The sequence below is a fragment of the Herpetosiphon geysericola genome (assembly GCF_001306135.1).
Classification (GTDB): domain Bacteria; phylum Chloroflexota; class Chloroflexia; order Chloroflexales; family Herpetosiphonaceae; genus Herpetosiphon; species Herpetosiphon geysericola.
In genome coordinates this window covers 25,814-51,771 of sequence record NZ_LGKP01000007.1, presented here as the reverse complement: position 1 = coordinate 51,771, position 25,958 = coordinate 25,814, and the positions used below count along the sequence as shown (strand labels likewise).

25 protein-coding genes are annotated in these 25,958 nt (G+C 51.6%); 7 read left to right on the top strand and 18 right to left on the bottom strand.

Going from position 1 to position 25,958, the window contains the following annotated elements:
* Positions 1 to 61 precede the first annotated feature (61 nt).
* Together SE18_RS03140 and metX are read left to right on the top strand one after the other, a co-directional pair.
* Positions 62 to 433 carry a hypothetical protein gene (locus tag SE18_RS03140; protein ID WP_054532969.1) on the top strand — a complete coding sequence of 124 codons (372 nt, stop codon included), beginning with the start codon at positions 62 to 64 and terminating at the stop codon, positions 431 to 433.
* Positions 430 to 1,602, top strand: coding sequence for a homoserine O-acetyltransferase MetX (metX, locus tag SE18_RS03135; protein ID WP_054532968.1), 1,173 nt, complete (start codon positions 430 to 432; stop codon positions 1,600 to 1,602). Before SE18_RS03140 ends, metX begins: the two co-directional genes overlap by 4 nt.
* Before the next feature lie 50 nt (positions 1,603 to 1,652).
* Here the strand turns inward: metX and SE18_RS03130 are convergent, their stop codons facing one another.
* From SE18_RS03130 to SE18_RS03110, 5 genes are all read right to left on the bottom strand, one after another.
* Positions 1,653 to 2,459 carry a DUF4388 domain-containing protein gene (locus SE18_RS03130; RefSeq protein WP_054532967.1) on the bottom strand — a complete coding sequence of 269 codons (807 nt, stop codon included), beginning with the start codon at positions 2,457 to 2,459 and terminating at the stop codon, positions 1,653 to 1,655.
* 54 nt (positions 2,460 to 2,513) lie between these two features.
* Entirely contained in the window at positions 2,514 to 3,089 is a 576-nt protein-coding gene (locus SE18_RS03125) for a GTP-binding protein (RefSeq protein ID WP_012188486.1), read from the bottom strand.
* 76 nt (positions 3,090 to 3,165) lie between these two features.
* On the bottom strand, positions 3,166 to 3,660 hold the full coding sequence (locus tag SE18_RS03120; protein WP_054532966.1) for a roadblock/LC7 domain-containing protein: 495 nt from the start codon (positions 3,658 to 3,660) through the stop codon (positions 3,166 to 3,168).
* A gap of 136 nt (positions 3,661 to 3,796) precedes the next feature.
* Positions 3,797 to 4,162 (bottom strand): roadblock/LC7 domain-containing protein, encoded by a 366-nt coding sequence (locus SE18_RS03115; RefSeq protein WP_054532965.1) that lies wholly within the window; start codon positions 4,160 to 4,162, stop codon positions 3,797 to 3,799.
* Between the two features lie 21 nt (positions 4,163 to 4,183).
* Entirely contained in the window at positions 4,184 to 4,522 is a 339-nt protein-coding gene (locus tag SE18_RS03110) for a hypothetical protein (RefSeq protein ID WP_054532964.1), read from the bottom strand.
* 460 nt (positions 4,523 to 4,982) lie between these two features.
* On the opposite strand from SE18_RS03110, the gene SE18_RS03105 reads away from it, so the two are divergent.
* Positions 4,983 to 7,934 (top strand): Kelch repeat-containing protein, encoded by a 2,952-nt coding sequence (locus tag SE18_RS03105; protein ID WP_054532963.1) that lies wholly within the window; start codon positions 4,983 to 4,985, stop codon positions 7,932 to 7,934.
* 54 nt (positions 7,935 to 7,988) lie between these two features.
* On the opposite strand, the gene SE18_RS03100 is transcribed toward SE18_RS03105, so the two are convergent.
* On the bottom strand, positions 7,989 to 8,456 hold the full coding sequence (locus SE18_RS03100) for an Hsp20/alpha crystallin family protein (RefSeq protein WP_054532962.1): 468 nt from the start codon (positions 8,454 to 8,456) through the stop codon (positions 7,989 to 7,991).
* Positions 8,457 to 8,583: 127 nt separating this feature from the next.
* On the opposite strand from SE18_RS03100, the gene SE18_RS03095 reads away from it, so the two are divergent.
* Positions 8,584 to 10,188 carry an ATP-binding protein gene (locus SE18_RS03095; protein WP_054532961.1) on the top strand — a complete coding sequence of 535 codons (1,605 nt, stop codon included), beginning with the start codon at positions 8,584 to 8,586 and terminating at the stop codon, positions 10,186 to 10,188.
* A 114-nt stretch (positions 10,189 to 10,302) separates the two neighbouring features.
* Here SE18_RS03095 and SE18_RS03090 read toward each other — a convergent pair whose 3' ends face one another.
* The 10 genes from SE18_RS03090 to SE18_RS03045 all read right to left on the bottom strand — a co-directional run bounded on the left by SE18_RS03090 (position 10,303) and on the right by SE18_RS03045 (position 22,020).
* The gene (locus SE18_RS03090) at positions 10,303 to 12,090 is read right to left on the bottom strand and encodes a DUF11 domain-containing protein (RefSeq protein WP_054532960.1); all 1,788 of its coding nucleotides are present in this window, start codon (positions 12,088 to 12,090) and stop codon (positions 10,303 to 10,305) included.
* A gap of 219 nt (positions 12,091 to 12,309) precedes the next feature.
* Complete coding sequence (gene amaP / locus SE18_RS03085) at positions 12,310 to 13,143, bottom strand: alkaline shock response membrane anchor protein AmaP (RefSeq protein WP_054532959.1); 834 nt, start codon at positions 13,141 to 13,143, stop codon at positions 12,310 to 12,312.
* Positions 13,144 to 13,149: 6 nt separating this feature from the next.
* Complete coding sequence (locus SE18_RS03080; protein WP_054532958.1) at positions 13,150 to 14,943, bottom strand: CHASE2 domain-containing protein; 1,794 nt, start codon at positions 14,941 to 14,943, stop codon at positions 13,150 to 13,152.
* 10 nt (positions 14,944 to 14,953) lie between these two features.
* On the bottom strand, positions 14,954 to 16,033 hold the full coding sequence (locus SE18_RS03075) for a LysM peptidoglycan-binding domain-containing protein (protein ID WP_054532957.1): 1,080 nt from the start codon (positions 16,031 to 16,033) through the stop codon (positions 14,954 to 14,956).
* A complete protein-coding gene (locus SE18_RS03070) occupies positions 15,996 to 16,511 on the bottom strand; it encodes an RNA polymerase sigma factor (protein ID WP_054532956.1) in 516 nt (171 codons plus the stop codon). Before SE18_RS03070 ends, SE18_RS03075 begins: the two co-directional genes overlap by 38 nt.
* Positions 16,512 to 16,612: 101 nt before the next feature.
* On the bottom strand, positions 16,613 to 17,008 hold the full coding sequence (locus SE18_RS03065; RefSeq protein ID WP_152976540.1) for a hypothetical protein: 396 nt from the start codon (positions 17,006 to 17,008) through the stop codon (positions 16,613 to 16,615).
* A 626-nt stretch (positions 17,009 to 17,634) separates the two neighbouring features.
* Positions 17,635 to 18,489: a 2,4-dienoyl-CoA reductase gene (fadH, locus tag SE18_RS03060; protein ID WP_054532954.1), complete on the bottom strand. Its 855-nt coding sequence runs from the start codon at positions 18,487 to 18,489 to the stop codon at positions 17,635 to 17,637.
* A gap of 31 nt (positions 18,490 to 18,520) precedes the next feature.
* Positions 18,521 to 19,816 (bottom strand): 3-phosphoshikimate 1-carboxyvinyltransferase, encoded by a 1,296-nt coding sequence (gene aroA, locus SE18_RS03055; RefSeq protein ID WP_054532953.1) that lies wholly within the window; start codon positions 19,814 to 19,816, stop codon positions 18,521 to 18,523.
* Positions 19,800 to 20,468, bottom strand: coding sequence for a translin family protein (locus SE18_RS03050; RefSeq protein WP_054532952.1), 669 nt, complete (start codon positions 20,466 to 20,468; stop codon positions 19,800 to 19,802). The genes aroA and SE18_RS03050 overlap by 17 nt, the downstream gene beginning before the upstream one ends.
* A gap of 163 nt (positions 20,469 to 20,631) precedes the next feature.
* Positions 20,632 to 22,020: a peptidoglycan-binding protein gene (locus tag SE18_RS03045; protein ID WP_054532951.1), complete on the bottom strand. Its 1,389-nt coding sequence runs from the start codon at positions 22,018 to 22,020 to the stop codon at positions 20,632 to 20,634.
* A gap of 144 nt (positions 22,021 to 22,164) precedes the next feature.
* Here SE18_RS03045 and SE18_RS03040 point away from each other — a divergent pair, with 144 nt between their 5' ends.
* The gene (locus SE18_RS03040) at positions 22,165 to 22,542 is read left to right on the top strand and encodes a hypothetical protein (RefSeq protein ID WP_054532950.1); all 378 of its coding nucleotides are present in this window, start codon (positions 22,165 to 22,167) and stop codon (positions 22,540 to 22,542) included.
* Here SE18_RS03040 and SE18_RS03035 read toward each other — a convergent pair.
* Positions 22,539 to 22,778 (bottom strand): hypothetical protein, encoded by a 240-nt coding sequence (locus SE18_RS03035; protein WP_054532949.1) that lies wholly within the window; start codon positions 22,776 to 22,778, stop codon positions 22,539 to 22,541. The genes SE18_RS03040 and SE18_RS03035 overlap by 4 nt on opposite strands.
* A 51-nt stretch (positions 22,779 to 22,829) precedes the next feature.
* Between SE18_RS03035 and SE18_RS03030 the strand changes: the two genes are divergently transcribed.
* Both SE18_RS03030 and SE18_RS03025 read left to right on the top strand, forming a co-directional pair.
* Positions 22,830 to 23,171: a hypothetical protein gene (locus SE18_RS03030; protein WP_054532948.1), complete on the top strand. Its 342-nt coding sequence runs from the start codon at positions 22,830 to 22,832 to the stop codon at positions 23,169 to 23,171.
* 107 nt (positions 23,172 to 23,278) lie between these two features.
* Positions 23,279 to 25,441, top strand: coding sequence for a reprolysin-like metallopeptidase (locus SE18_RS03025; RefSeq protein ID WP_054532947.1), 2,163 nt, complete (start codon positions 23,279 to 23,281; stop codon positions 25,439 to 25,441).
* An 89-nt stretch (positions 25,442 to 25,530) separates the two neighbouring features.
* Here the strand turns inward: SE18_RS03025 and SE18_RS03020 are convergent, their stop codons facing one another.
* Positions 25,531 to 25,917, bottom strand: a complete 387-nt coding sequence (locus tag SE18_RS03020; RefSeq protein ID WP_054532946.1) for a response regulator — start codon at positions 25,915 to 25,917, stop codon at positions 25,531 to 25,533.
* Positions 25,918 to 25,958: the final 41 nt, after the last annotated feature.

The window sequence follows — 25,958 nt, the reverse complement described above, 5'->3', positions numbered from 1 at the left end:
CGAAATATGTACGGGTGGATGCTCAACAACTGCTGAGCATCCACAGACCAAGGAGTTCCCGATGTCGCATAATCATGATTTACTCAAACCTTTACGCTCGGCTCATGGCGAGTTTGTAACAACAGTGCTTGCCCAAGCCAAAGCGGCAAATCCAGCCCCGTTAGTTGAACAATTGGTAGCCCACAATCGCTGGGCTGTGGCACAACTCCGCGCCGTGCCGCAGCGAGCTGGAGCAACGCCCCCTGCCTCCAGCACCATGGCCGATGTTAGTGGAATGCTTGCCGAATTGGCTGCTAGCTGTGCTGATTTGGGAGCTGCCGTCCGCGATTTACCAGCGGAAGCAGTTGAGTGCGGTTCAAGCATGGTCGATGCGATCATCGGGTACTATCACGAACAAACCGCCCGCTTGCGCCAAGGAGGTACGCGGCTATGACCGATACCGTCACCTTGGGCGATGTACCGACCGTTACCCAACCAGCTTGGGGACGGTCGGTTGGTTTTGTAACGCCCCAAGTGCATATCTTCACTGAGCCGTTTCGCACTGCGAGCGGCGCTTTGATTCCTGCGCCGTGGCAATTGAGCTACGAAACCTATGGCACGCTGAATGCCGATCGTTCAAATGTGATTTTGCTGTGCCATGCGCTTTCGGGCGATGCCCATGCCGCTGGCCGTTATAGTGTTCACGATAGCAAAGCTGGTTGGTGCGAGCCGTTTATCGGCCCTGGCCGAGCCTTTGATACTGAACGCTATTTTGTAATTTGCTCGAATATTTTGGGTGGTTGCGGTGGCTCAACTGGGCCATCGTCGTTGCACCCGCATACTGGCACGCATTGGGGCAGCCGTTTTCCAGTTCTGACGATTGGCGATATGGTCGCAGCTCAAGTGCGTTTGCTTGATGCGCTCGGCATCGAACGTTTGCTAGCGGTTGCTGGTGGCTCGCTTGGTGGCATGCAAGCGCTCGAATGGGCGGCAAGCTGGGGCGATCGCGTCCGTGGAGTGATTGCCATGGCCACTACAGCCCGCTCATCGGCGATGGCCATGGCCTTGAGTGCAGCTGGTAGACAAGCGATCGTCAGCGATCCCGCTTGGCGGGGTGGCGATTATTATGGCACTGCTGGCCCAGTCAATGGCTTGGCAACGGCGCGACGCATCGGCCACATCAGCTATCTCAGCGCCGAAGCCTTGGAAGAAAAATTCGATCGGCGTTGGCAACAAGGCCAAGGGCCGCAATGGAGCCATCAACCAGAATTTGCGATTGAAAGCTATCTCGATTATCAAGGCCGCTCGTTTGTGCAACGCTTTGATGCCAATAGCTATTTAGTGATTTCGCGAGCAATGGATTATTTTGATTTGAGCCAGCAGCCTGGTGGCTTGGATGCAGCTTTTACTAACACCCAAGCCCAGTTTTTTGTCGCGACCTGGAGTAGCGATTGGCTCTACCCTGAGCGTGATGGCGAAATTATTCGGCAAGCGGCACAGGCAGCGGGCCGCAACGTTGTGCATTATCCCTTTCACAGCGCCAAAGGCCATGATGCCTTTTTGCTCGAAGATAGCCAACTCACCCCGCCGCTGAGCGATTGGCTTGCGAGCTTGAGTGCCTAAAAAGAAACAACGCCCAGCAAGCTGCTGGGCGTTTTGCTTGGAAAAGAAACTTAGCGGCTCCCAAGGATGCGCACTGCTCGTTCGCGCAACTTATCGGCCAATTGACCAGCGTTTGGACGGCCAACCAACAGCCGAATCGACTCCTCGAAGGCAGAGATTGCAGCATGGACTTGCTCGTTGGTGGCATTATTGGCGGTTGGCTCGATGCCAACGCGGCGATAGGCCTCAGAAAGCAAGACGCTAGCTGAATTGCCTAAGGCTCCACGGGCCATCTCCTCAAATTGAGGAAACAACGATTCAGCCAGATTGACCTCTTTTTTCTCGATCAAGCCATTGCGCAGCAAGTTAACCACAATTTCGCACGAGCGAAACCAGCCTAACCCAGTGCGTTCGGCGATCAAGGCAACGCTATTTTTGCCATTGATCATTGTGAGCACGCGCCACTCATCGGCAGCGAGATTAATATCTCGCGAACCAGTATCGGGATTTTGGACCAAGCGCAGCACCACATTGGTATTTGGCACATACTTTTCAATTTCGGCCCAGCGATCCTGGCGATCGATGCCTTCCATAATGATCATCTCGTTGGAGGAAGTAATTGTTGGCGGTGGTGGGGTTTGCTCATAGAAGCGGAACTGACCTTCGTGGAAGGTGAAGAAAGTCAGGGCAGCCTCAAGCGGCTCCAAATTGCCAAGCGTTGCACCAGTAATCCGGCCATCACGAAAATACAGGTAGCCCTCAACCGATTCATCGCCTTGCAGCGCTTGAATATGAGTTGCGCCTGTTTTTTTACTCAAATCAACGAGTTGAATCAGGTCGGCGATACTTAGATCTCGCAGATTACCTTCAAGTGCCATACGGTGATCCTACGGACAATAACTGGCAGACAGAGCTGCCAGTTGAGACATGGTTTAGAGTTTGCTAATCACGAGTTTACTAATGGCTTTGAGCGTATCAAACACCCCTACGCCAGTAGTTGCGACGGCTTCATAACGTTGCCAGCCCAGTGGATTTAAATATTTATCCATGACGGGGGTTGGTAATGCGCCGGGCATATCGCGTTTATTATATTGCAATACGATAGGGAATTCGCTGAACTTTTTGTTTTGGCGTGTGATATTGCGGGCCAACTCTTGCAAGCTCTTAATATCTTCTTGGAGCTTATCGCGTTGCGAGTCGGCGACGAACACCACCCCATCGGCCCCATTGAGCACGGCGACGCGGGTGCGTTCGTACAAAATCTGGCCGGGAACCGTATACAGATGGAAACGGGTTGAAAAACCGCGCACCTTGCCGAGGTCGAGCGGTAGAAAATCAAAAAAGAGCGTGCGTTCGGTCTCGGTTGCAATCGACAATAGATCGCCTTTTGCTTCGCGGGGTACTTGGCTGTGAATATACTGCAAATTGGTCGTTTTGCCACACATACCGGGGCCATAATAGACAATTTTACAGTGAATTTCGCGAACCCCTACGTTGATAATCGCCATAGGTCCTCTCAAAACATAGTCTGAAGCGTATGCTAAAAAACCCCAGACAGCAACCGACTAGCGCAGCCGAAGCGAGCTAGTCGCGGAAAAGCAAATCAATCGTATCTTCCATGGAAGTACGGAAATTGCTCCCCAACACTTCATCTCGCGATTTGTGTTGCTTCCGCACGCGCTCCAAGACGGAGGCGAGTTCTTCGGTCGCCTTTTTGGTCAAGACCTTCACCAGCCCAATGTGGGTACCCTTATTGAAAATAATGGTTAGAATCCATTGGTCATCGATCAAGGCGATAAAGAGATTTTCGCGCACGCCTTGTTGCAAGAGCATGCGGAAATCCTTCTCACGCAAGAGCTTCGCGATCTGTTGAGATGAGGCGAACGATCCGGCGATCAACGCGCCCAAGGCCGTGGTATCTTGGCGATTGCCATCACCCGACGCGGCAATTACCTGGCCACTTTTGTCGAGCAGCAACGCATAGTTACCGCCAGTGTCTTCCACAAGGCGCGCTAAACATTCGTCAATATGGGCGACTTCCTCTGGCGGAACAATTAAACTTGCTAGTTGTGGATCCATACGTGCCACCTATCCATGGTCTGGAGTGCGAAGTATTTTCCAAGCAAAGACGAGCGATTACGGCTCATTATAGCACAGGACGTTCCAATATAACATGCTTTCTTGGTTATTTTACCAAAAATAGCCTGTTAGCAGCTTAGATAGCGGCGAGCGCTGCATCTAAGTGGGCGCGGTGTGCTTGGGCCATATAGCGTAACTTACCTAACAGTTCGCGCGAACTGGTTAGCACGACCAGCATGGCATCGCTGCTGACTGGTTCGAGTAGGATCAAGCCTTGATCGTATTCGAGCACAGTTTGCACCGAGCCACCTTTGTTGATTTCGCGACCAAGCGCTTCGGCCATGGCCAAGCCATTCGATGCTACCGCGCAGATCGCGTCAACATCAACCCCAGAACGGGCCGAGCTTTCAATTAACAGGCCGTCGGTTCCTGCAACCGCAGCGAGTTCTACGTTTTCCAGTGTGCGAAATTGGTTTAGCACATCACGCAGTGTCTTGCTCATGGAGGTGTGCTCTCCTTCGAACTACGAGAATGAAGAATCCGAGGATCGTCGCCGTAATCGTGCCGTTGGTCGCGCGCGTAGCCGTTTTAAGCGGCTGCGGGCTTCTTTCGGCGGTCGCCCCGTTCGGATATTCCGCAGCGAATCAATTGTGGCAACTATCGCACGATCCGCCCAGCCATATATCGTTGGCCGACTTTTGCTCAACTCGTGAGCAAGTTGCGTGACGTTGGTTTTGTAGTCAGGGTCGAAGGTGGCAAGGTTGATCCGCGCCGAGGCGATAATTTGGTGTATCTCCTCGTCGGTGAGTTGATAATCATTGATCAGTTTGCTGGCACGTTTACCCGCTCGATCAAATTGCATGCCATTTGCTCCTTTGGATTGCCGATGGAGCGCTCCTCTTCATGGTACAGACCCAACGTTGTGCTTTGGACGAATTGTGGTGGCTCATCTTAGCATAGGATAGACAGGGTGTCTAGAGGAATTTGTAAATAGTAATACCTAGGACTTTTGGGGTACTAGTCACGTTGTAATCAATCTAACGCGCTATTTTAGCCCCTTCATCCAACGTAAGTCTTGACACTTTTGCACTTAATATCCCCCATTATTAACCGTTTGTTGGATTGATTAATGAGCAAAGTCCTGGCGAACCACGCCCAAAGTACTATGGGGATCAGCCCTAAAGCGTGGTATTATCGCTGCCATGAGATGATCAGGCCAGATCACGGGCGATCTTGCCTGAGCTTTATTGTGTTTAGCCCGTTGTCCTTTTTTTATTCTACTAGAGATTGTCGTTGTTAAGCTTCGCGGAGGATTTATTTCTATGGTCTTTTTCGCTCGTTCAAGGGAGTTGCTGGCCCGCTGCCTCAGCGGCGTGCTACTGCTGACCTTGCTGCTCACGGGGTTCTTGGTTCAGGCGCAGGCCAAGGCCCAAACTGCCCAACCACAGGCTGTCGCCACCAGCGCCACCACAACGATGTTCAGTTGGCAAGATGGCGCAACTGTACCCCAACCGCGCTTTGAATCGCAAGGGGTCTTTGTTAATGGTAAGTTGTATGTGATCGGCGGCTTTATAAGTTGCTGTACTCAAATTAATGCTACGAGTTTGGTCGATGTCTATGATTTGGCCAGTAATACGTGGCAACGCATCGCTAATATTCCTGAAGCTATTAGCCATGCGCCAGTTGTAGCCGATGGTACCGATATTTATGTGCTGGGCGGCTATGCGGGCAACAATCCTGGCGGTAGCACCAACCACGTTTGGAAGTTGAACACGCTTACGAATACGTGGAGCCGGGGCATCGATTTGCCAATTGCCCGTGGTGGCGCTGGTGCGTCGATCGTTAATCGTAAAATCTATTTCTTCGGCGGCGCAGTGCGTACCGCTGGGGTTTTTGATGATACTGATTTCGGCGATCACTATATGCTCGATTTGAGCCTCGCCAACCCAACCTGGGTTGCGCGTGCACCCATGCCAAACCCCCGCAACCACACCGCTGCTGGCGTAGTCGATGGCAAAATCTATGCGGTCGGTGGCCAACATGGCAAGGCCGAAGAATCAGCCAATCAGGCCGAGGTTGATCGCTATGATCCAGCGACCGACACTTGGACCCGTGTTGCCGATATGCCCATCGCCAAAGGCCACACCTCATCGTCAACCTTCGGCTATCGTGGGCGCTTATTGGTCATCGGTGGCTCGATTAACGGTGGTACCAGCGGGCTTGCTTCTGCTGATGTGCTGATGTACGACCCCAAAAGCGATGTTTGGATGAAGTTGGTTTCGTTGCCAGCCTATCGTAAAACCCCGGTTGCCGATGTTTGGGATAACAAATTGGTGGTGACGACTGGCGGTGGCTACGGCCAAACAGATACCACATGGATTGGTACCTTGCCCGATTCATGGGAAACCAACGCCAATATGCCCGTTGCGCTTGGCGAGGTCGCTACAGGCATCATCGGCAATAAAATGTATGTGGTTGGCCAAGGCAACGCTGCAACCTTGCGCTATAACCTAACGACCGGAACCTATAGCCCAACCACGACCTTGACCCAACGGGCGTTGCGCGGCAACCATCACGCTGCTGAAGTGATCAACGGCAAGTTCTATCTGTTTGGTGGCCTCGATAACGGTAGTGATGGCATGGTGCAAATTTATAATCCAGCCAACAATACATGGACCATGGGCGCTAATATGCCGTTTGCTGCTGGGGCAAGCTCCTCGGCGGTGATCAACGGCTATGTCTATGTTGCTGGCGGGATTGTCAATGGCAGCACGACCACCCGCGTGGCGCGCTATGATCCGCTGGCCAATAGCTGGACCGAAGTAGCGCCAATGCCGCGAGGTCGCAATCATGCTGCTTCGGCGACTGATGGCAGCAAATTGTATGTTTTTGGTGGGCGCGGGCCGGGCAGTGGCGATGGTAATAATGTTGCCAACGGCTTTGATACTGTCCAAATTTATGATCCTGCGACCAATTCATGGCGCTCAAGCATGACCGATTCAATGATTGCGCCGTTGCCCCAAGCTCGTGGCGGCATGGGTAAGGCCGTTTATTATGATGGCGAGTTCTATATTTTTGGCGGCGAAACGTTTGATGGCGCTGGCGCAGTGACGGGTAATGTCTACGATCGGGTTGATATTTATAATCCGATTCTCAACCGTTGGCGACTTGGCACGCCGATGCCAACCGCGCGTCATGGCATCTTCCCAGTGATTAACGGCGGACGGATTTATATTGCTGGTGGTGGCACGGTTTCAGGCTTTAGCCAAGCAAATACGACCGAAATTTATAACCCAGGCCTTGCCGCTGACGAAAATGCCCATCTCGAAACCAATGGTCAAGTCAGTTTCGATTCGGAGCAACTGCATGGCAATCTTGCTCGTGGCCAGTGGGCATGGCAAGCCCGCAACGATATTGATCACACTGGCTTCAATGGTATTGGGTATTTGGCGGTGATGCCAAATACAGGCACGCTTTCGGATACCAACTATACAACTCGCGCTCCCCAACTTGATTATCGGATTAAATTCACCACGCCTGGCACCTACTATGTTTGGCTGCGGGCTTGGGCTGATAGTGGCGGCGATAATTCGGTGCATGTTGGCTTAAATGGTCAGCAATCAAGCACATCAGATAAGATGTCGTTGGCAACCCATGGTAGCTGGCAGTGGTTTCGCGATACAACCGATGGCCCTGTTTCAACAATTAATATTCCTAGTGCAGGCGTGCATACCTTGAATCTTTGGATGCGCGAAGATGGGTTTCGGTTTGATCAAATCTATCTGACAACCAATGCGAATGTTGTGCCCGGCAGTGCTCAAGCAACCCCAACCGCGACGGTTGGCAACCCAACCAATACGCCGACGAATACGCCAAGCAACACGCCAACCAACACAGCGACGAATACAGCAACCACCCCGCCGACGAATACTGCAACTGCGACTGAAGTTGTGCCAACTGCAACCGATATGCCGACCAACACGCCAACCGCAACCGAGGTTGTGCCAACCGTAACCGATACGGCTACGCCAAGCACTACGCCCGATCCGGCAACGACCGAGCCAGCGACCAACACGCCAACGGCAACGGTTACGAATCCAACCACAGCAGTGCCAACCACAGCAGTGCCAACCACAGCTGTTCCAACCGCAACCAACACCCCAACCGCAACGATTCCAGTTGGCACGATTACGATTACGCCAAGCCAGACGCCAACTGCAACCACACCTGCTGGTGCAACCCATCAGATTTATCTGCCTTGGGCCTCGAAGTAAATGCAAAAAAGCCCTGTGCGAAGTTCTCGCACAGGGCTTTTACTGGTTTAGGTCTTACTTATTAACTTCAAGCTCTTTGGGGCCACCAACTTGGACGCTGATTTTGCGTGGTTTGACTTCTTCGGCCTTAGGAACGTCGAGCCGCAAGATGCCATGTTCTAAGGTGGCGTTGATTTCATCGCCTTTGACCAACATTGGCAAGGTGATTGAGCGGCTGAAGCGGCCATAGCGGCGCTCGGTGCGATGGGCGGTCGTGCCTTCGCTCAATTTTTGGTTGCGAATTTCACCACTGATGGTCAAGACATTTTCTTGCAACGTAATATCAAGATCTTCTGCTTTGAGGCCTGGCACAGCAGCTTCGATAATATAGCTATTAGCATTTTCCAAAACATTCATATCGACGCTCAAACCAGTGCGAGTTGCTGCTGATGGCGCAACAAAGCTTTCTTCAAACAAACGGCTCATTGCATCGCGCAAGCTCAGGGCTTCTTCGACTGGTGACCAACGATTGATAGTTGCCATTGTGGTATTCTCCTTGCAATACAGCTTTTGTTTTTTTGATGTCGATTTCGTCTGCATCAATCAATTTCGTAACTGTTTGTATAATACTCTGGCAGTGTTAGAACAACGTCTATGGAGCGTTAGAGCCATGTTAGAGCCTCAGGATCTGCGATTACGCCAACGCGATTATCTTTTGCGTTTGATGCGGGCAATGGCTGCGCAGCTTGATGCTGAGCCGTTGCTCAATTTGGTGATTGCCCAAGCGGTGGAGTTGTTGGCGGGAAATTATGGCTTGATCGCCTTGTATAATCCCAATCAACGACTGGAAATTCGCGCCGCCTATGGCCTTACGCCCAGTTTGTGGACGGCCTTCGATGAGATTTTGCATGTTTTGGAAAGCGAAGGCCCCCAATCAGGCCACATGTCGAATGAATTGAGCAAACTTGCGACCGCGTTAAATGTGCCGTTGCGCCAAGTTGTGGCCTTGCCCATGGTCACTGGCGACCAACAATTGGGCATGATGTTGGTGTTGCGCGCTGCGCTCAACGTAGGCTTTACTGCCGACGACCGTCAATTGCTGAGTGCGTTTGTTGATTTTGCGGCGATTGCGGTTAATAATTCGCAACTCTATGCCGAGGCGATTGCCGAACGCGGGCGGCTTGATGCAATTATCGAGGCCAGCGCCGATGGCATGATGATGCTCGACACGCGCTGGCGAATTACTCGTTTCAACGCTGCCATGGAACGGCTCACTGGTTGGTCGCGTGAGGAAGCATTGGGTCGGCCCTGCGCCGAAGTCTTAGCGATTCACAATCAACAAGGGGTTAATATTTGCTTGACCGCCTGCCCGCTGCAACTCTTCCCCGATAACGATCATCCTTCGGTCGAGGGCTGGGTGACCCATCGCGATGGCCACGAGATTTATGTTGGATCTTCGTATAGCGTGGTGCGCGAAACCAATGGCCGTTTTGGCGGCGCAATTGCCAATATTCGCGATCTTACCAAGCAGAAACGCGACGAGCAGCAACAATCAACCTTTATCTCGGTGATGTCGCATGAGCTAAAAACGCCAGTTGCGATTATCAAAGGCTATGCCAGCACGCTGAGCCGCACCGATGTTAAGCTCAACAAAGCCACCAAAACCGAAATGCTAACAGGCATCGAAGAAGAAGCTGATCGCTTGGCACGCTTAATTGGCGATTTGCTGGAAGTTTCGCGTATGCAGGCTGGTGGTTTGCGCCTGCATCCTGCGCCATTTGATCTGAGTGAATTAGCGGCTGATGTGGTGGCGGCGTTTGCCTCAACGGTTGACCAACGCTTTGAATTTCAGCTGCGTTTTGAGCCAAAACTACCGCATGTCTATGCAGATCAAGAGCGCATTCGCATGGTACTTTCCAACTTGATCTCGAATGCGATCAAATATTCGCCAGAGGGTGGCGTGATTCGTTTGGGCGGCTGGCCGGAGAATGGCCATGTGCTAAGTTATGTGACCGATGAAGGTATTGGCATCGCCCAAGAAGAATTGCCGAAGTTATTTATGCCATTTTATCGGGTTGATAATCGTTTGGCTCGTGAAACCCAGGGCGCTGGCTTGGGCTTATATCTGACCAAATCGATTATCGAGGCCCATGGTGGCCGCATGTGGGCCGATAGCACGGTGGGCAAAGGCTCGCGCTTCTATTGGACGTTGCCAATAGCCCCGCCGAGCCTGCCCGAGGTTGAGCCAAGCGTCATTTTGGCCAACGGTGAGTAAATTGTAAATATTAACCATAACGAGAAGATAGCTGAACATACTTTGTAATTTGACATAAAAAACAAGGCCAGGTCAAGCGACCTGGCCTTGTTTTGGTTAAGGGGAGAATGTATTTTAGCGCAGTACAAAGGGCGTAAATATCGTGTAGCGTTCGATTTGGGCCTCGGTTTGGCCGACCATCGTCAGCGTATTATTGGTATCAACTTCGGCGAGCCAATAGTAATAGCGCACATTTGGCATAACATTGGTATCGAGCCATTGATAGCTACTGTGTGCACCCAAGGCTGGAATCAAGCTCTCGGTCACTTGAACAGCAGTCGATTCATCATCGCTGATGCTGCGATAGATGTGAAAGCCTTGGCTATCGACTTCGCTGCTGGTGCTCCAACGAACTTGAATCGCGTTAGTGCGGGCCAACGCGCTCAGCCCGACCACATTAACAGCGGTTGGATTGACTAAATCGTTATCGCTGGCTGTCAATGGTTGAAAAATATTATTCAAGCTATCGTTGAAATTCAAGGTTACGTTATTAACTACAGGTACCACGGTAATTGGATTATTGACCGTAACCTGAACATTCAGTTGCCCAATTTCGCCTGGGCGCACTATTTGATTGATATTGAAGCTTACGATCCCGCCAGAATGGCTACATGTTCCCGTGAATGGTGCATTAATTGCACAACTGACAAAGGTTGTCGATGGTGGCAGATTGTCGGTTAAGGTCACGTTGGTAGCCGCACCAGGCGTAGCCGTGGTGTTTGAGGTATTAGTAAAGGTGATGGTGTAGTTGAGTGTATCGCCTGGCGTCACCAAAGTAACCCCATCGGTTTTGCTCAGGGCCATAATGGGCGTTGGTGGTTGCTGATAGTAGGCCTGAACCCCGGTTTGGCCTTCTTGAATAAACTGGTTGTGATCGCTGGTACAAGTGACGATGCGCCACCAGCCTGCTGCTGGATTGTTGATTGTATCGCCAACTCGGGTAGCTAAAGTTGCTCCTGCCCCGTTCCAAATTTGATCATTGCTCAACGTGCCAACGATGCCGCCAGTATTGCCCATTGGTGTGTAGCTGGGATCGCCGGGCGCATAATAGCGCACGCGGCGCAAGTTATCGATATCGAAGTTATTGAAGTTGACGCTTGGTTGGCCAGGGGCTACATATTCATACAAGGTTAAACAGGTTGCGACTGTATCAGGATTGCCTGCATCGTGTTGGAACGAGGCTTGGCGCATGCCAATCGTAATTTCATCGCCAGTGCCAGCTACACCATCGAAGTTATCGGTGTTAGCTGGGGGCGCAGTATTGGGATCGTTATCATTGTCGCGACCAACCCGCAAGCGCCAACCATTTTCATCGTTGCCGAAGGTTGATGAGCGCAACACATAGTTGCCACAGGTTACTGGAGCAGCAATTGTATACAAGCGCACCCAAGTAGGAGCGGTTGCGGCTGGCACAAAGGTTTGTTGATGCAAGCTGCCAGCAGATCCTGGTGCAGGTGTGGCTGGCCCTGGGCCAATGACTGTGCCAGCTGCATAAAACTCAAATTGAGTATTATCGTAGCTGCCACCCCGCTGTTCGTCGCTGACGGTGGTGGTGCTATTCATTTCAGGGCTGAAAATATCAATATGGACTGGCTGATTGGTTGGCCAACCGCCAGTTGTCGTGGTAGTGTTGACACTACACGGAATTTCGACGGTGAAATAATGCGAACCATTGCCTGCGCCAGCAGTGTTGTTTGTATACCAATCACCATTGTTAAGGGTGTTGGTTGGGCCGTTGGTTTGCAAATAGACCGACGCGCCTGCTGGCGGAATTTCGACGGCTTTGGTTGGTGTGATGCACCCCAGCAAAGCCACAAGGCTGAGTAGTGCGAGGCGTTGATAGCGAAACGGCTGCCGGCCCATAAAAACTCCTTGACCAATAAAATACCGTCATTATCGCAATTGGCTTAACAAACCGGTTTACAATTTTTTTGGGGAAGGTCAACAATGCTGGTTGCTAAGAGCCACAATAAGTCTAGCGTATTGTATGCAATCAATAGTTCTTTTGCCATCCCCCACGAGAGGCAAATTGCGGCGTATTTGTAGGACTAAATTCCTACGCCGTTGCTGATTACGCACCAACTAATCAATCGTTTGGCTGGTCACACGCAAATCGTAGACGCTCAGGCGAAAGTCATCTGCCACAATAGTGTGAATTAAGCGCTCGACATTGGCTATTGTGCTTGGGACTTGGGCAGTTTGTTCGAGAAATACTTGCACAAACACGCTTGCCCCATCGGGGTGATAGCCAAGCACCACCTCAAGATCAACCACATTCGGTTGGTTCAAAATGCTCCGTTCTAAGCGGCGGCGTAACTCGCGTACATCCCAAGCTGGTTGACGCGGGTCGAGATCAGCTGGCGCAGCGCCGCTTTGCTGACTATGCGGCGCATTGGGGTAGGGATTGCTTTTAACTTTGCTTTTGAGGGTCAGAATTGCCACACCTAAGCGGTCTTCAACCTCTGCGCGAATCCGTTGATGCAGATCGGCCAAGGTATCGTTGAGATGGGCGGTTGGGTGCAACTCAAGCTCGCAGTAAATCGCCACGCCTTCGCCATAGGCTTGTACATTGGCTTTGCCGCTGCGCACATCCAGCGCTTGGCCCAAGGCTTGGTCGACGGCACGCTGGACGGTTTGCAGATCGAGTTGGGCATAGCCAGAACCAGTATTGCGGACTGGCACATATTGGCTTTGGCGAATAAACATCTGTGCCAAGGCCAAACCAAGCATGAGCAAGCCCACAATTCCAGCTACAATCCGCGTAGTTTGACTATAAATTAACGCTTGAGCACGCAAATATTGGAACAAACGCAAGCCCAGATCGAAACTTTGCAATGGCAGTAGCGCAATTGTAATTGCCAAAACGGCCAATGCGAGCGCAATAATGGTGATCAATAAACGGTTGAATCCTTGCATGGCTGCTTACTCAGCTACTACAATTGCCGCAACGTCGAGCGGAGTTTCCTTGCCTTTGAGCACCAACGGGCCAATTGCTTGAATGCTGCTTTGCAAATCGCCCAAATCTTCGGCCAAGGTATCGGGGCCAAGATAAATGGTGTTAGCTGGGGCAGCGCCACACAAACGAGCTGCTACATTGGTTACATCACCTATCACGCTATAGTCGTAGCGCTCCTGTGCTCCAACATTGCCAACCACGCCAATTCCTGTATTAATGCCTGCGCCAAACGAAGCTTGAGCAGGTAAGGCGCGGGCTGCTGCTGAACGATTAAAGGCCACAATTGCGCTTAACGCTGCCATTGCTCCGCGAATTGCCCGCTGGGCATGGTCTGGTTGGCCAACAGGAGCGTTGAAAATCGCCATCGCTTGATCGCCAGCATATTGATTGAGCGTGCCGCCATGCTGAATTAGTGCCTTCGCAATCAGGTCAAGATAGGTATTGATAATCTGCATCATGGCTTCTGGTGGCAAGCGCTCCGCCAAGGTGGTGAAGCCGCGCATATCCATAAACACCACACTGACCTCGCGCCGTTCGCCGCCAAGTTTCAACTGGCCACGTTCGGCGGCCTTCAGTAGCTCATTGAGCACGCTGGGCGGCGTGCGTTTGGCAAACAGGTCGAGCACTTGGGTGTGATCTTGGCGTTGTAGGTTGTTTTGAACGAGCAGCATAACCAAGCCAGTTACACCAATCGCTAATAATGGGCTAGCTAGATCGATGCGGATTAATTGTTGTTGTAGCCCGCTAACTGCGCTAATCACGATCACGCTTGTGCCGATAACCATGGCGCTAAACAAAAGCCATGGTCGCCGAATCATGGCGATTAATGTAAGAGCAATGACCAAGCCGCTCAGAATGCTGCGCCGACCAACTGGGCTTTGTTCGCGCAAGGCATTGGCATTCAGAATTGTGCCAATTGCATTGGCGTGAATCTCGACTCCATCCATCAACGGGCTGGTCGGCGTGGTGTAACGGTCGCCAAGGGCGGCGGCGGTTGAGCCAATCAGCACGATTTTATCATTGAATAGCGCTGGATCAACCGCACCATTGAGCACCGCCAGCAAACTGACTTGGGGATAGGTTTGGCTTGGGCCTGCATAATTTAACATAAAACTGGCATTATTGACCGGAATTGTAACCCCATTGGCAAGCGTGGTTGCTGTTAGCTCGGTATTCAAGCCTGCTGGCAGATGCCACCATGCTTGGGCGCTGGCCAAGGCGATTGCCGGATAAAGCTCAGGTTGCTCATAATGAGTTTGGATGCGCCGCACCACGCCATCAGGGTCGACAATGATGTCGCTATGGGCCAAAACCACCCTGCCAGTTTGTAATTGCTGGGCTGGCTCAATAATCTGCTTGGTTTGGTTCTCGCGCGAAACCGCCAAAATTGGGTGTTCTAAAGGCGCGAGCGCTTGGGCAAAGGCTTGATCGCCAGCAGGATTGGCGCCGGTAAACAGCAGATCAAAGACAATGACGCGAGCGCTTTTAATCTTGTCCAATAACTGGGCATAGATGCTGCGATTCCACTCGGTGAGCCGCCCAAAGCCTGTCTCGTTGCTTAGCGCTTGGTCATCGATCGCGATAATCACAATTGCTGGTTGCGGGTTGTGGCTGGCCACTTGGCGCACCAACAAATCGGCTGCTGAACGATCGAGCTGTCTGCGCCATGTCCAAGTATCACTCAACAACAGGGCCAGCAAACATGCCAGCCCTGTTGCGCTAAACCATAATCCTCGCCGAACTTGTTGCGAACGTAGCACCAGCTTGCTCCTATGGCTGCGGAATAATCAAAGTTAGGCCAACCGGAATTTCATCGCGATCGCGAATGCTTGGGTTGGCATTGATCAAGGCATCGGGCGTAATGCCAAAGCGTTGGGCAATGCCATTGATTGTATCGCCAGCCTGCGTAACGTATAGCTGCGGTATTGGTGTTGGCGTGTTGGTTGGCGTGTTGGTTGGCGTCGCCGTGGCGGTGGCCGTTGGCGTTGGCGTGTTGGTCGGCGTGTTGGTTGGCGTATTGGTTGGCGTATTGGTTGGCGTGTTGGTTGCCGTTGGCGTTGGTGAGATCTGCGGCTGCACCACCAAGGGCTTGGATTGCTCAGCAAGCAATTGCTCGCCAGCCCGCACAAACACACTTTGGCCATCCATCGCTACCTGCACATTGCCTTTGTCGGTGGCATAGAAGGTTGTAGTATTACTGCGAGAATCCACAGTAAATTCTGTGCCACGGACTGAAGCTGCTGATGATGGCGTTTCAATCTCAAACAGATCATTTGGCCCAAGCAAGCGTTTGACCCCGTTGAGGGTACGGCCAAACCAGACTTTAAGCCGAATTTGCTGACCAGCATTGGCGTTATCCATGGTTTCGAGGGTCATGCGGGCATTGGCTTGCAACGCAGTTGTTTGGCCATCGAAATAGGTGATTAATGCAGTGGCGCTTTCAGTTTGAATCGTATCGCCTGGCTCTAAAATAGTCACATCGCCTGCATTCAAGCGGCGTTCTGCTCCAGTGCGCACATTATTAATCACTGCTGTGCCATCGAAAATTTGCACGCTTGCGTTGTGCGGCACGCTTGGTGTGGAGCTGGCGAGGGTGGCGTAGCCAACAAAAAATAAAATTGCGCTAGCAACGAATAAGGCAAAAATCTGCGGTCGACTCCATTGCCATTGCCACAATCGGCGCTTGGTTTTGGCAGCTTTGCGGCGCTTGGCGCTTGGTTGCAGCGGTTGCACTTGATCAAGCTGTTGGGCAAGCATTTGGTTGATAGCCTGTTGTTGGGTTTTGCTGAGCTGTTGTTCTGGCAAGGCCTGATTAATCGCCTGCTGAAGCTGCTGCTTGGTTGGTTGCATACAATCCCTCTGCTGCTGCAAGTTGGTGATTAAGCCGTTGCAGGCCTTGCTGTAATAATTGTTCAGTTGCGCGTTGGGTGCGGCCTAGAATTTCGCCAATCATGGCAGCGCTTAGATTGTGGCGCAGATGCAATATTACTGCCAAGTGCATAGCCTCGGGCAAGCGCTGAAGTTCGCGAATCAGGCTATTTGCCTGAGGCTGCTGGCCATGATCACGCCAATGATCGAGCAGCGCATGGCAGGTAAGCGTGTAGAGCCAGAGGCGCAGCCCAAGCCGCTGATCAACGCTATTGATCGTGCGAATGGCGGTAGCCCAGACGGTATTGACTAAGTTTTGGGCCAGCGGCGCTTGATAGACTGCCGCCCAGGCCAAATTATAGAGTTCGCCCGACCATTGCTCAGCCAGCATGCGCCATGTTGCCTGATCGCCACGTTGTAATAATTTGATGATTGCTGCATCGTTTGCTGCTTGCGCCATTGCCTCTGCCCTATCGCTATTGCTCAGCGTCAACAAAAAGAATCACGTCGAGCAATGGGTGCTGACGTGATCGTAGAAGAATGACATTACGGGATTGCTAACTAGCCTTCGCGGGCGCGTCGCACTGCTGCATTAAAGCCAGCTTCATCACGATTGATCAGCTTACGATTCTCGCTCGTTTCTTCGAATTTCGGGCAACGCACAGCCAAATATGGCGCGGTATGCGGGTCAACGCCCATTACACAAGGAACGTGCAAGCCAATCCGAAAATGGCTGCAATCGCGGCAATCGCGGGCGCGGCGTGGGTCGCCGCCAGTTTCATTATAGTGTTCAGCCAAGGCGCCGATGCTCTCGTAGAGCAACTGCACTTGGCGACGCAAATCTTCGAGCGCCAAATTAAAGGCATTATCGCGATCGTTAGGCCGTGGGCGGCGAATCAAGCCATCATCTGGTTGGCGTGGTGGCGGTGTTGGGCGTGACGCATCGTTACTACTCATGGATTCCTCCTTGGGCGCTTGTGACGATGCTTTGTCGCGCCCCAACCAATTATCCAACATGCCATGCTCCTTCGGCAATAGGCCCATACTGGTGATTAATTGCTATTTTAGCACTCACTACCAAGTGGGAACCATTGAGAAGGATGAATTATGAAGGATGAGGGATGAATAGAAAGGCAGAAGGCAAAAGTCAGAAATCAAAAGTCAGAAATCAAAAGTCAGAAGGCAAAATGATGAACGATTGGGCTATAGGCTCTTGGCTTTGGGCAAGCAGACCAATAATCAAAAAAATCTGTGGAATCTGTGGCTAAAGTAATCATTAGTAGAATTCGTATAATCCTTGGCTAAAAAAGCTTCGGTGACAATCTGTGGCTCAACTATGGGTTGTAGTTGTATGTTAACGCAGAGGCGCAGCGTAACCGAATTATGAGGGATGAAGAGAAGGGCAAAAGTCAAAAATCAGAATTCAAAAGTGAGTTGAAAGGCTTTGGGCTAGTGGAATATCATTGGTGAAATTCGTGGAATTCGTGGCGAAAAACAGCCTTGGTGGATCATTAATCCAACAAGGACACGAAAGGCCTGAAGTTTTATACTTCGTGCTCTTCGTGTCCTTCGTGGTTAAAAACTTAACTCCCGCTTTTCTTGGTCATTTTCGAGAGCATATCCCACATTTCGTTGGGCAAACGATCAAGCCCTGAGAATTGGCCAGCGCCATACAGCCATTCGCCGCCATCGATCGTGATGCATTCGCCGTTGATATAGCCTGCCTCGTCGGCCAACATATAGGCTGCCAAATTGGCTAGCTCGCTATGTTCGCCAACCCGCCGTAGCGGCACCCGATTGAGCGCTTGTTCAGCTAGTTCGGGCGTTGGGGCTAGCCGTTCCCACGCGCCTTGGGTGGGGAACGGACCAGGGGCAATCGCATTCATGCGAATCCCATAGCGCGCCCATTCGACCGCCAACGAACGGGTCATGCCGAGCACGCCAGCTTTGGCTGCTGCCGATGGCACCACAAAGCCGCTGCCCGTCCATGCATAGGTGGTGACGATGTTCAAACATTGGCCACCGCGTCCGGCTTCGATCCATTTTTTGCCTAAAGCCAAGGTGCAGTAGAACGTGCCATGCAACACGATGCCTAAAACTGCATCAACGGCGCGGTGCGAAAGCTTCTCGGTCGGGCTGATGAAGTTGCCAGCAGCATTGTTGACCAGAATATCAACCGTGCCAAAGTGATTCCACACGCTATCGATCATCTGTTCAACAGCTTCTGGGTCGCGCACATCGCAGCTAACGGTAAAGACTTCGCCACCTTTTTCGGCCATCATTTCGTTGGCTGCATTGGTCAATTTTTCAGCGTTACGGCTGGTAATCGCCAATTTTGCGCCCAACTCAAGGAAGCGCTCACCCATTGAACGCCCCAAGCCCGAACCCCCGCCAGTGATGATGATCACTTTGTCTTTGAGCAAATCTGAACGAAACATGCACAACCTCCTTGTTGGGCTATCGGCGCGATCAGGCTTCTTTGATCTGCGCGTAATGTTGCCAGAATGTTGGGTACGAGACGGTTACGGCTTCGGCTTCGGCGATAATCGTTTCGCCTTTGGCCACTAAGCCAGCAACCGCCAAAGCCATCGCGATCCGATGATCGCCATGCGATTGAACCGTAGCTCCATGGAGTTCGCCGCCGCCAGCGATAACCATGCCGTCGGGCGTGGCTTCGAGGCTTGCGCCCATTACACTCAATTCGCTGACGACCGTCGCCACCCGATCGGTTTCTTTGGCGCGAAGTTCTTCTGCATCGGCCACCACCGTTTCGCCAACCGCACAAGCTGCTGCCACCGCCAGCACCGGAATTTCATCGATCAAGCGTGGAATTAAATCGCCATCGATCCGAGTGCCCCTCAGGCCACCGCCACGCACAGTTACGTCGCCAACTGGCTCAGCGCCTTCGTTGCGCTCGTTGCTAATTGTGATATTTGCGCCCATGGCTTTGAGCACATCAAGCGCGCCAGTGCGACTTGGATTCAAGCCCACGCCCAAGGTCGTAATTTCGGCGTCAGGGTGAATCGCTGCTGCCACCCACCAAAAGGTTGCTGACGAAGGATCGCCAGGGACGTGCAACGAAAGCGGATAGGGAAACACTGGATGGCTTGGTGGATAGAGCACAATTTCATCATCTTTGACCGTCAGATCAATCCCCATTGCAATCAGCATGCGCTCAGTATGGTCGCGACTGACGATCTTGCCAGTTAAGCGCATCGGGGCATCGCCAGTGAGGCCCGCCAACAGCAAGGCCGATTTAACTTGGGCGCTGGCAATTGGCAATTCATAATTGCCGCCATGAATCGTTGTGCCGCGAATGACAAGTGGCGCCCGGTTGCCATTATCGCGGCCATCTAAGTTGGCTCCTAGTTGACGTAATGGATCGGTAATGCGGCGTTGTGGGCGTGAACGCAGCGAAGCATCGCCAGTCAACACGCTCAAAAATGGCTGCCCAGCAAGCAAGCCAGCAAGCAAGCGCAGCGTTGTGCCCGAATTACCACAATCTAAAACATCGCTTGGCTCGCGCAGGCCACGCAAACCGCGCCCAAACACCCGCACTTTATCGTCGCTGTGTTCAATTTCAACCCCCATTTGGCGCAAACAGGCGATCGACGAAAGACAATCAGCGCCTGGCAAGAAGCCAGTAATTTCGGCGTTGCCCTCGGCTAGCGCATTGAACAACACCGAGCGATGGGAGATCGACTTATCTCCAGGCACACTGAATGCGCCACGCAGGCGCTTGGCATGACTAACTGTCTGTTTCATCGGGCGTTGACTCCTGAATTGCGGCGGGGGGCAATCCCATATGCTGTTCAAAGCGGGCAAGCGCAGCAACCAGCTGTTCTTGGCGCACGGCGCTAGTTAGGTCGCCACGAGTGCGTTCGAGCACGGCGCGCAGCGCATCGGTGGTGCGGCGTAGGCCACTGGTTACGGCATCGGGGAAATCGACAGTCACCAAAAAGCTATAGATTTCATCCATCTGATCGAGTAGGTGTTCGCCACTATCGACCTTGCCATGGCGCAGGCCATCGAGAATATAACGCCGCAGTTCGCTGGCGGCCTCGGCTAGGCCATTTAAATAGGCAGCTGCTTCCACGCCCAAGGCCTGATGGCTGGGCAGGGCTTCGCCGCGCACCAACGCCAAGGTCAAGGCTGCTTCTGCATATTCTTTAAAAGCATCTTGGGTATAGCCTGCGTAGAGCAAAGCCGGATACGGTTGGAGGCGTTCGCGCAAGCTTTGAGCTGCTGCCGCCGTTTCTGCTAAAAGTGGTTCGGCCACAGCCCATTCATGGCGGTGCACTGCCCGAATTGTGTTTGCGCATTGGCGAATGAGTTCGCGAGCAGATTTGAGCGCGATTTCGCGGGTCGCATGAATCGCCTCTAACTCGCTAATGAGGGTCGTTGTTTCAATACTCACAGCGTTGTCCTTGTTAGGATCTCTGGTGTAAAACTGCGCATAGCATACTGTGCATGACGCGATAAGTCAAAGTCGCAAACTCGATCAAATTAAGCAATTTAAATGCAATTTGCCCACCAAAACTGGTGGGCAAATGCTCAAATAAGATCAGATTGTTGCAAGCTTATTTACCAAACGCCGCTTGCCAGGTCAACGGCCCCACAATTCCATCGCGGGTCAGGCCATAGGTTGATTGCAAATTAAGCACTGCTTGTTCAGTCCCAGTGCCAAACGCGCCATCAACCGTTACGCCGAGCAGTGTTTGAATTGCGCGAACTGCATCGCCGTTGCTGCCATTTTGCACAGTTTTGATCAATTTGGCGAAGGTTTGCGCCCCAACGATGCCATCGGCGGTTAGGCCATTGGCGCTTTGGAAGCTACGCACAGCTTGCTCGGTGCCGGCGCCAAAGTCGCCATCGGCTGTTAGTGAATGGCCATGCGAGCGCAACAAATATTGGGCTGCTTTTACATCGTTGCCCGAACTGCCATTACGCAGGATTGGCCAGGCTGGTAAGCTCGGAGTTGTGCCACCTGAGATCGTTCCAATCGCAACATTATCGTAATAAAAGTTGAGGATAGACCGCCAAGTTGAGCCATTATCAGCCAAATATTTCGAACCCCATTGGCTCATGTATAAGCCAACTGTCCAGCCATGATTTTGGCTGCATTGGCCTGAGCTGCGGCTGCCATTGTAGGAGCCAGCGCAATATTGGCTTTGGAAAATCGCATTATTTTTGATCAAACGATAGTTCCATGTATCATCAACCGCTGCGTTGGTGCTGGCATACGCAACATTGGGGTTATACACTTGGTCGGCGGTGGTATCTTTGGTGTCGTAGCCTTTGCCCGGATATTTGGGGTACATTGTGCGATACCAAGCATAGGTCTTCGAGGCCATCGCGCCAGAACGCAACGATTCTGTACGCCAACCTGCCACCCATTCATTGGGCAACACGTGCTTAACATAAGTTTTGAAATTAACCGTATCAACGCGGCCAAGGCTCACGCGATAAACCCGAATTGTAGCTGGCGGCGTGGTATTCGTGCCTGCTAGCACTTGGTTTAATTCAGCATCGTTGAGGCTAATTTCTTGCGGTGCATTGGTGGTTAAACGGTGTGGTTGCACATCAATAATTTCAGCTTGTTGATCGCCTGCTTTGTCGGCGTGCGAAAGTGGCGCATCAACCAATAACGTATCATTTGGAATCAACTGAGCATTGCGTAAACGCCAAGCGCGATAGCCCTGCGCCTCGACTGCGACCTCAATCGCTTGGCTAGCGTTGGTTGATACGGTAAAATGTGCAATGCCTGCTTCGTTGGTAATGCTTGTTAGGCCTACGCTTGCTAGCGAAACTATGGCATTACGCAACGGCTTGCCATCAGGGCCAGTGACCGTCACGCTCACATTGGCTCGTTGCTCATTACGGGTTTGGGCCGCAATTGGCTGTTGAATCAATAAACCCAGCGCCAAACTCAGCATTCCCAACCAGCGCCATGTTAATCTGCGCAGCATCCATGCTCCTTCCACTGAAGAAAATAGCCTGCGTGATTGCTCACGTTGCCGCCAGTATAGCTTGAACATATTAAAATTTTCTTAATCAAGCAAGTCAATTCTAAAAAATTACTTAATTTTTATGTGTGAGAGGATGATCGCGTAATGAATTCGAAACGCTCAATCATTTTGGTGCTGGCGCTTGCGTTAGGCGTTATCTACGGAACTGTGGTTGAAATGACGCTTGATCCTCTGGGCGATTATGCCCGCTGGATGCTGTTTTGTGGTTTTGTAACCCTAGCTGCTGCGTATCCGGCCAAAACATTCTATCGCTTCATTATTGGCATGCTCAGTGGCATTCTTGGGATGCTGGTTATGTATGGGATCGCCTATATGCAGGGAGATTTAGGCGTTGGAGCCGATGTTTTGTTCTATGCTGGTTTATTTTCTTGGAGTTTATTTGGGGTTCAATTTGGCATTGTTGCCGCAGTCTTAGCATCAGGATTATGGTTTTTGAGCAATCTCAGAGTTAAAGTAAGCTAATCAATTTGGTGTTTTTCATGAACATGGATTTGCTTTTCAAGTTGTTTCAGGCTGAATTTCCATAACAACCAGCCCATAATAATGCTAAACACGGTTGCAATAATTAATCCTAAGCTACCCAACAACCAACCGAAAAAGAGAATACTCATAATGATCGTTCCAAGCCAACGCGACCAAAAGAAACGGCGCTGTTGGCGTTTTAATTGGGGAATTGGATCAAATGGCGTTTGATACATAACGCTATGTTCTCCTCTAAAATAATGTATTCACACGAGGAATTATAATCGATGGGCGCATTTAATACATTCCATTTGCAAGCACCATGTTTGGTATGTGGAACCGAAATTCCGCTGGTGTTGCAATTCAAGTACGCAGAAAATTGGCAGTACGAATATAAGCTGAACGATCAATTGCGTTGGAATAGTCGCTATCCTCGCTCTAATGATGGCACGCCTGGGATGAAGCATGTTGTTATTTCAGCAATTTCCGAAGATTGCCCAGTTTGCAAGCACGACGGCGATGATTACCTGATTCATGTCTATAACGATATATTGACCAGCATCGAACCTGATGATCAGCGCTATAACTTTTTCGAGGCTCAGCGCGATTACTTCGTTTTAGCGGAATGATGCAAATTGAGCCTGCTTGATCGCCACGTGGGTGATTCAATTCACCTTCCCATTCTCTAACCCAGCCGTTATAATAAACAACGCTGTGTTTTTTATAAGGATGGGTTATGCAAACCAAACGTTCATTGGTTGCCATTGGGCTCGCCTTGGCTATCGCTTTGTTGAGTGTGTTTGCGGCCAATGGCCTCAGCTCATCAAGCGCCGCCTCATCGTCGGATGGGCTTTGGCAAGATGTTGCTGAACAACGGATTACGCTCAAAGGCCAGCGAGAAATTGTGCCCTTGGTCTATCGCACGGTCAGCCTCGATTTGGCTGGTTTGGGCAAACGCCTAGAACAAGCGCCGCTTGAAAGCGCGGTTAAGGTTAACCAATCAGCATTCTTGCTGAATTTACCCTTGCCCAATGGCGAATTTCGTCAATTTCGGGTGGTCGAATCGCCAATTATGGAGCCAGCCTTGGCGGCAAAGTTCCCTGAATTGCGTACCTACTTGGCTCAAGGCTACGACGACCCAGAAATGGTTGCGCGGCTTGATCTGACCCCAGCAGGCTTCCATGGCTTGATCTTGGCTCCTGAAGGTCGCTATTTTATCGACCCCTACAGCCGCAATGACACCGCCAACTACCTTGTATACGATAGCCGTAATTTTGTGGCCGACCCCGCCAAGCTGGCGAGCAAAGGCGAAGTTGATTATGTTGGCGAAACGCCAATTACTAATCCTTTCCCTGAACGGTTCGCGATTGGCGAAACCTTGCGCACCTATCGGCTTGCCATGGCAGCAACTGGCGAATATACCAGTTTTCATGGTGGCACAGTCAACGGCGCAATGGCGGCAATTGTCACCAGCGTCAATCGGGTCAATAGTGTATACGAGCGCGATTTGTCGGTGCGGATGGTCTTGGTTGCCAACAACAACTTGATTGTGTATACCAATGGCAGCACCGACCCCTACGAGAATGATGATGGCCTGACAATGCTTGACGAAAATCAGAGCAACCTGTCGAGCGTGATTGGCAGCGCCAATTATGATATTGGCCACGTTTTTAGTACGGGTGGCGGCGGAGTTGCTGAGCTTGGCTCAGTCTGTGTCGCGAACTCAAAAGCCCAAGGCGTGACTGGCTCGCCTGCTCCGGTTGGCGATCCATTTGATATTGATTATGTGGCCCACGAAATTGGCCACCAATTTGGCGGTAATCACACCTTCAATAGTACAGCGGGTTCTTGTGGTTTTGGTAATCGTGAAGGCCCAGCTGCTTACGAACCAGGCAGTGGCTCAACGATTATGGCCTATGCAGGCATCTGTGGTTCAGAAAACTTGCAACCAAACAGCGATCCCTACTTCCACGCCAAGAGCTTGGAAGAAATTAGTGCTTTTATTACAACTGGAGCTGGCGCCAGCTGTGGCACGACCAGCGCAACTGGTAACACGCCACCAACCGCCAATGCTGGAGCCGATTACACGATTCCAGCTAACACGCCATTTGAATTGACTGGCAATGGCAGTGATAGCAACGGCGATAGCTTGACCTACAATTGGGAACAATACGATTTGGGAGCGGCCTCGCCACCAAGCACGGATAATGGCAATCGGCCAATTTTCCGCAGCTTCAATTCAACCACATCGACTAGCCGTAGCTTCCCACGCTTGACCAATATTCTGAACAACAACACGACGATTGGTGAAGTGATGGCGACGACCAACCGCACCATGAACTTCCGCTTGACCGTGCGCGACAATCGGGCTGGTGGCGGTGGCTATAGCTTCGATACTGCCCGAGTGACGACGGTTACTGCTGCTGGCCCCTTCCAAGTAACTGCGCCAAATACCGCTGTAACTTGGGCTGGCTTTAGCAACCAAACCGTTACTTGGAACGTTGCCAATACCACGGCTGATCCAATCCTGTGTAGCACCGTTAATATTCTGTTCTCAAGCAATGGCGGCACGAGCTTTAGCCCTGTGTTGAGCACCACGCCCAACGATGGTAGCGAAAGCATCAGCGTGCCCAACGTGGCAACCACCACGGGCCGGATTAAAGTGCAATGTGCCAACAATATTTTCTTTGATATTAGCAATGCCAACTTTACCGTAACTGCCAGCAATGCAACGGTTACCCCAACGACGGTAACCACTGAAACCCCAACCAATACGCCAACCGTAACCGCAACCACGGTTACCCCAACGTCAACCACGGTAACGCCAACGACGGTAACACCAACCGTTACGACGACCCCTGGCTCGTCAGTTGTCTACCTGCCATTGACGACTAAATAGCCCTAAAATCCGAACACGGCCTACTTGAATGTTCAGGTAGGCCGTGTCCTCCACACGGAAATATAGAGTTTTGAGCGAGCTAGACCAAGTTAGGCTTGGTTAACCACCGTTACATCAAGCAACTTCTCTGAAACTTTATCGATTAATTGATCGATAAAAAAAGGCTTGGCAATCATCTCGGTTACCCCAGCCTCGCGGGCTTCGCGTTGCAATTTGACACTATCATACGCAGTAATCATCAGCATTGGTTGGGTTGCGCCTTGTGAACGCAGCGCGCGAATCAGATCCAAACCAGACATTTCACGCATGTGATGATCAGTCAGCAGAATATCGGCTGGCTCTTGCAACCATAAATTCAATGCTTCCTCGCCATGATAGGCTCGAACAACTTCAACATCAGGGATGCTGCGGAGGCCAATCATCAAGGTCATGGCAATCGCTGTATCATCTTCGGCAATTAAAATGCGTTTGGTCATGGTTGGTCTCCTACTGTGCTGCTAGCATCCCCACCCACACT

Bases quoted from the DNA above. Each gene is read 5' to 3' on its own strand.
- SE18_RS03140 (WP_054532969.1), top strand. From the start codon at position 62: ATGTCGCATAATCATGATTTACTCAAACCTTTACGCTCGGCTCATGGC.
- metX (WP_054532968.1), top strand. From the start codon at position 430: ATGACCGATACCGTCACCTTGGGCGATGTACCGACCGTTACCCAACCA.
- SE18_RS03130 (WP_054532967.1), bottom strand. From the start codon at position 2,459: ATGGCACTTGAAGGTAATCTGCGAGATCTAAGTATCGCCGACCTGATT.
- SE18_RS03125 (WP_012188486.1), bottom strand. From the start codon at position 3,089: ATGGCGATTATCAACGTAGGGGTTCGCGAAATTCACTGTAAAATTGTC.
- SE18_RS03120 (WP_054532966.1), bottom strand. From the start codon at position 3,660: ATGGATCCACAACTAGCAAGTTTAATTGTTCCGCCAGAGGAAGTCGCC.
- SE18_RS03115 (WP_054532965.1), bottom strand. From the start codon at position 4,162: ATGAGCAAGACACTGCGTGATGTGCTAAACCAATTTCGCACACTGGAA.
- SE18_RS03110 (WP_054532964.1), bottom strand. From the start codon at position 4,522: ATGCAATTTGATCGAGCGGGTAAACGTGCCAGCAAACTGATCAATGAT.
- SE18_RS03105 (WP_054532963.1), top strand. From the start codon at position 4,983: ATGGTCTTTTTCGCTCGTTCAAGGGAGTTGCTGGCCCGCTGCCTCAGC.
- SE18_RS03100 (WP_054532962.1), bottom strand. From the start codon at position 8,456: ATGGCAACTATCAATCGTTGGTCACCAGTCGAAGAAGCCCTGAGCTTG.
- SE18_RS03095 (WP_054532961.1), top strand. From the start codon at position 8,584: ATGTTAGAGCCTCAGGATCTGCGATTACGCCAACGCGATTATCTTTTG.
- SE18_RS03090 (WP_054532960.1), bottom strand. From the start codon at position 12,090: ATGGGCCGGCAGCCGTTTCGCTATCAACGCCTCGCACTACTCAGCCTT.
- amaP (WP_054532959.1), bottom strand. From the start codon at position 13,143: ATGCAAGGATTCAACCGTTTATTGATCACCATTATTGCGCTCGCATTG.
- SE18_RS03075 (WP_054532957.1), bottom strand. From the start codon at position 16,033: ATGCAACCAACCAAGCAGCAGCTTCAGCAGGCGATTAATCAGGCCTTG.
- SE18_RS03070 (WP_054532956.1), bottom strand. From the start codon at position 16,511: ATGGCGCAAGCAGCAAACGATGCAGCAATCATCAAATTATTACAACGT.
- SE18_RS03065 (WP_152976540.1), bottom strand. From the start codon at position 17,008: ATGAGTAGTAACGATGCGTCACGCCCAACACCGCCACCACGCCAACCA.
- fadH (WP_054532954.1), bottom strand. From the start codon at position 18,489: ATGTTTCGTTCAGATTTGCTCAAAGACAAAGTGATCATCATCACTGGC.
- aroA (WP_054532953.1), bottom strand. From the start codon at position 19,816: ATGAAACAGACAGTTAGTCATGCCAAGCGCCTGCGTGGCGCATTCAGT.
- SE18_RS03045 (WP_054532951.1), bottom strand. From the start codon at position 22,020: ATGCTGCGCAGATTAACATGGCGCTGGTTGGGAATGCTGAGTTTGGCG.
- SE18_RS03040 (WP_054532950.1), top strand. From the start codon at position 22,165: ATGAATTCGAAACGCTCAATCATTTTGGTGCTGGCGCTTGCGTTAGGC.
- SE18_RS03035 (WP_054532949.1), bottom strand. From the start codon at position 22,778: ATGTATCAAACGCCATTTGATCCAATTCCCCAATTAAAACGCCAACAG.
- SE18_RS03030 (WP_054532948.1), top strand. From the start codon at position 22,830: ATGGGCGCATTTAATACATTCCATTTGCAAGCACCATGTTTGGTATGT.
- SE18_RS03025 (WP_054532947.1), top strand. From the start codon at position 23,279: ATGCAAACCAAACGTTCATTGGTTGCCATTGGGCTCGCCTTGGCTATC.
- SE18_RS03020 (WP_054532946.1), bottom strand. From the start codon at position 25,917: ATGACCAAACGCATTTTAATTGCCGAAGATGATACAGCGATTGCCATG.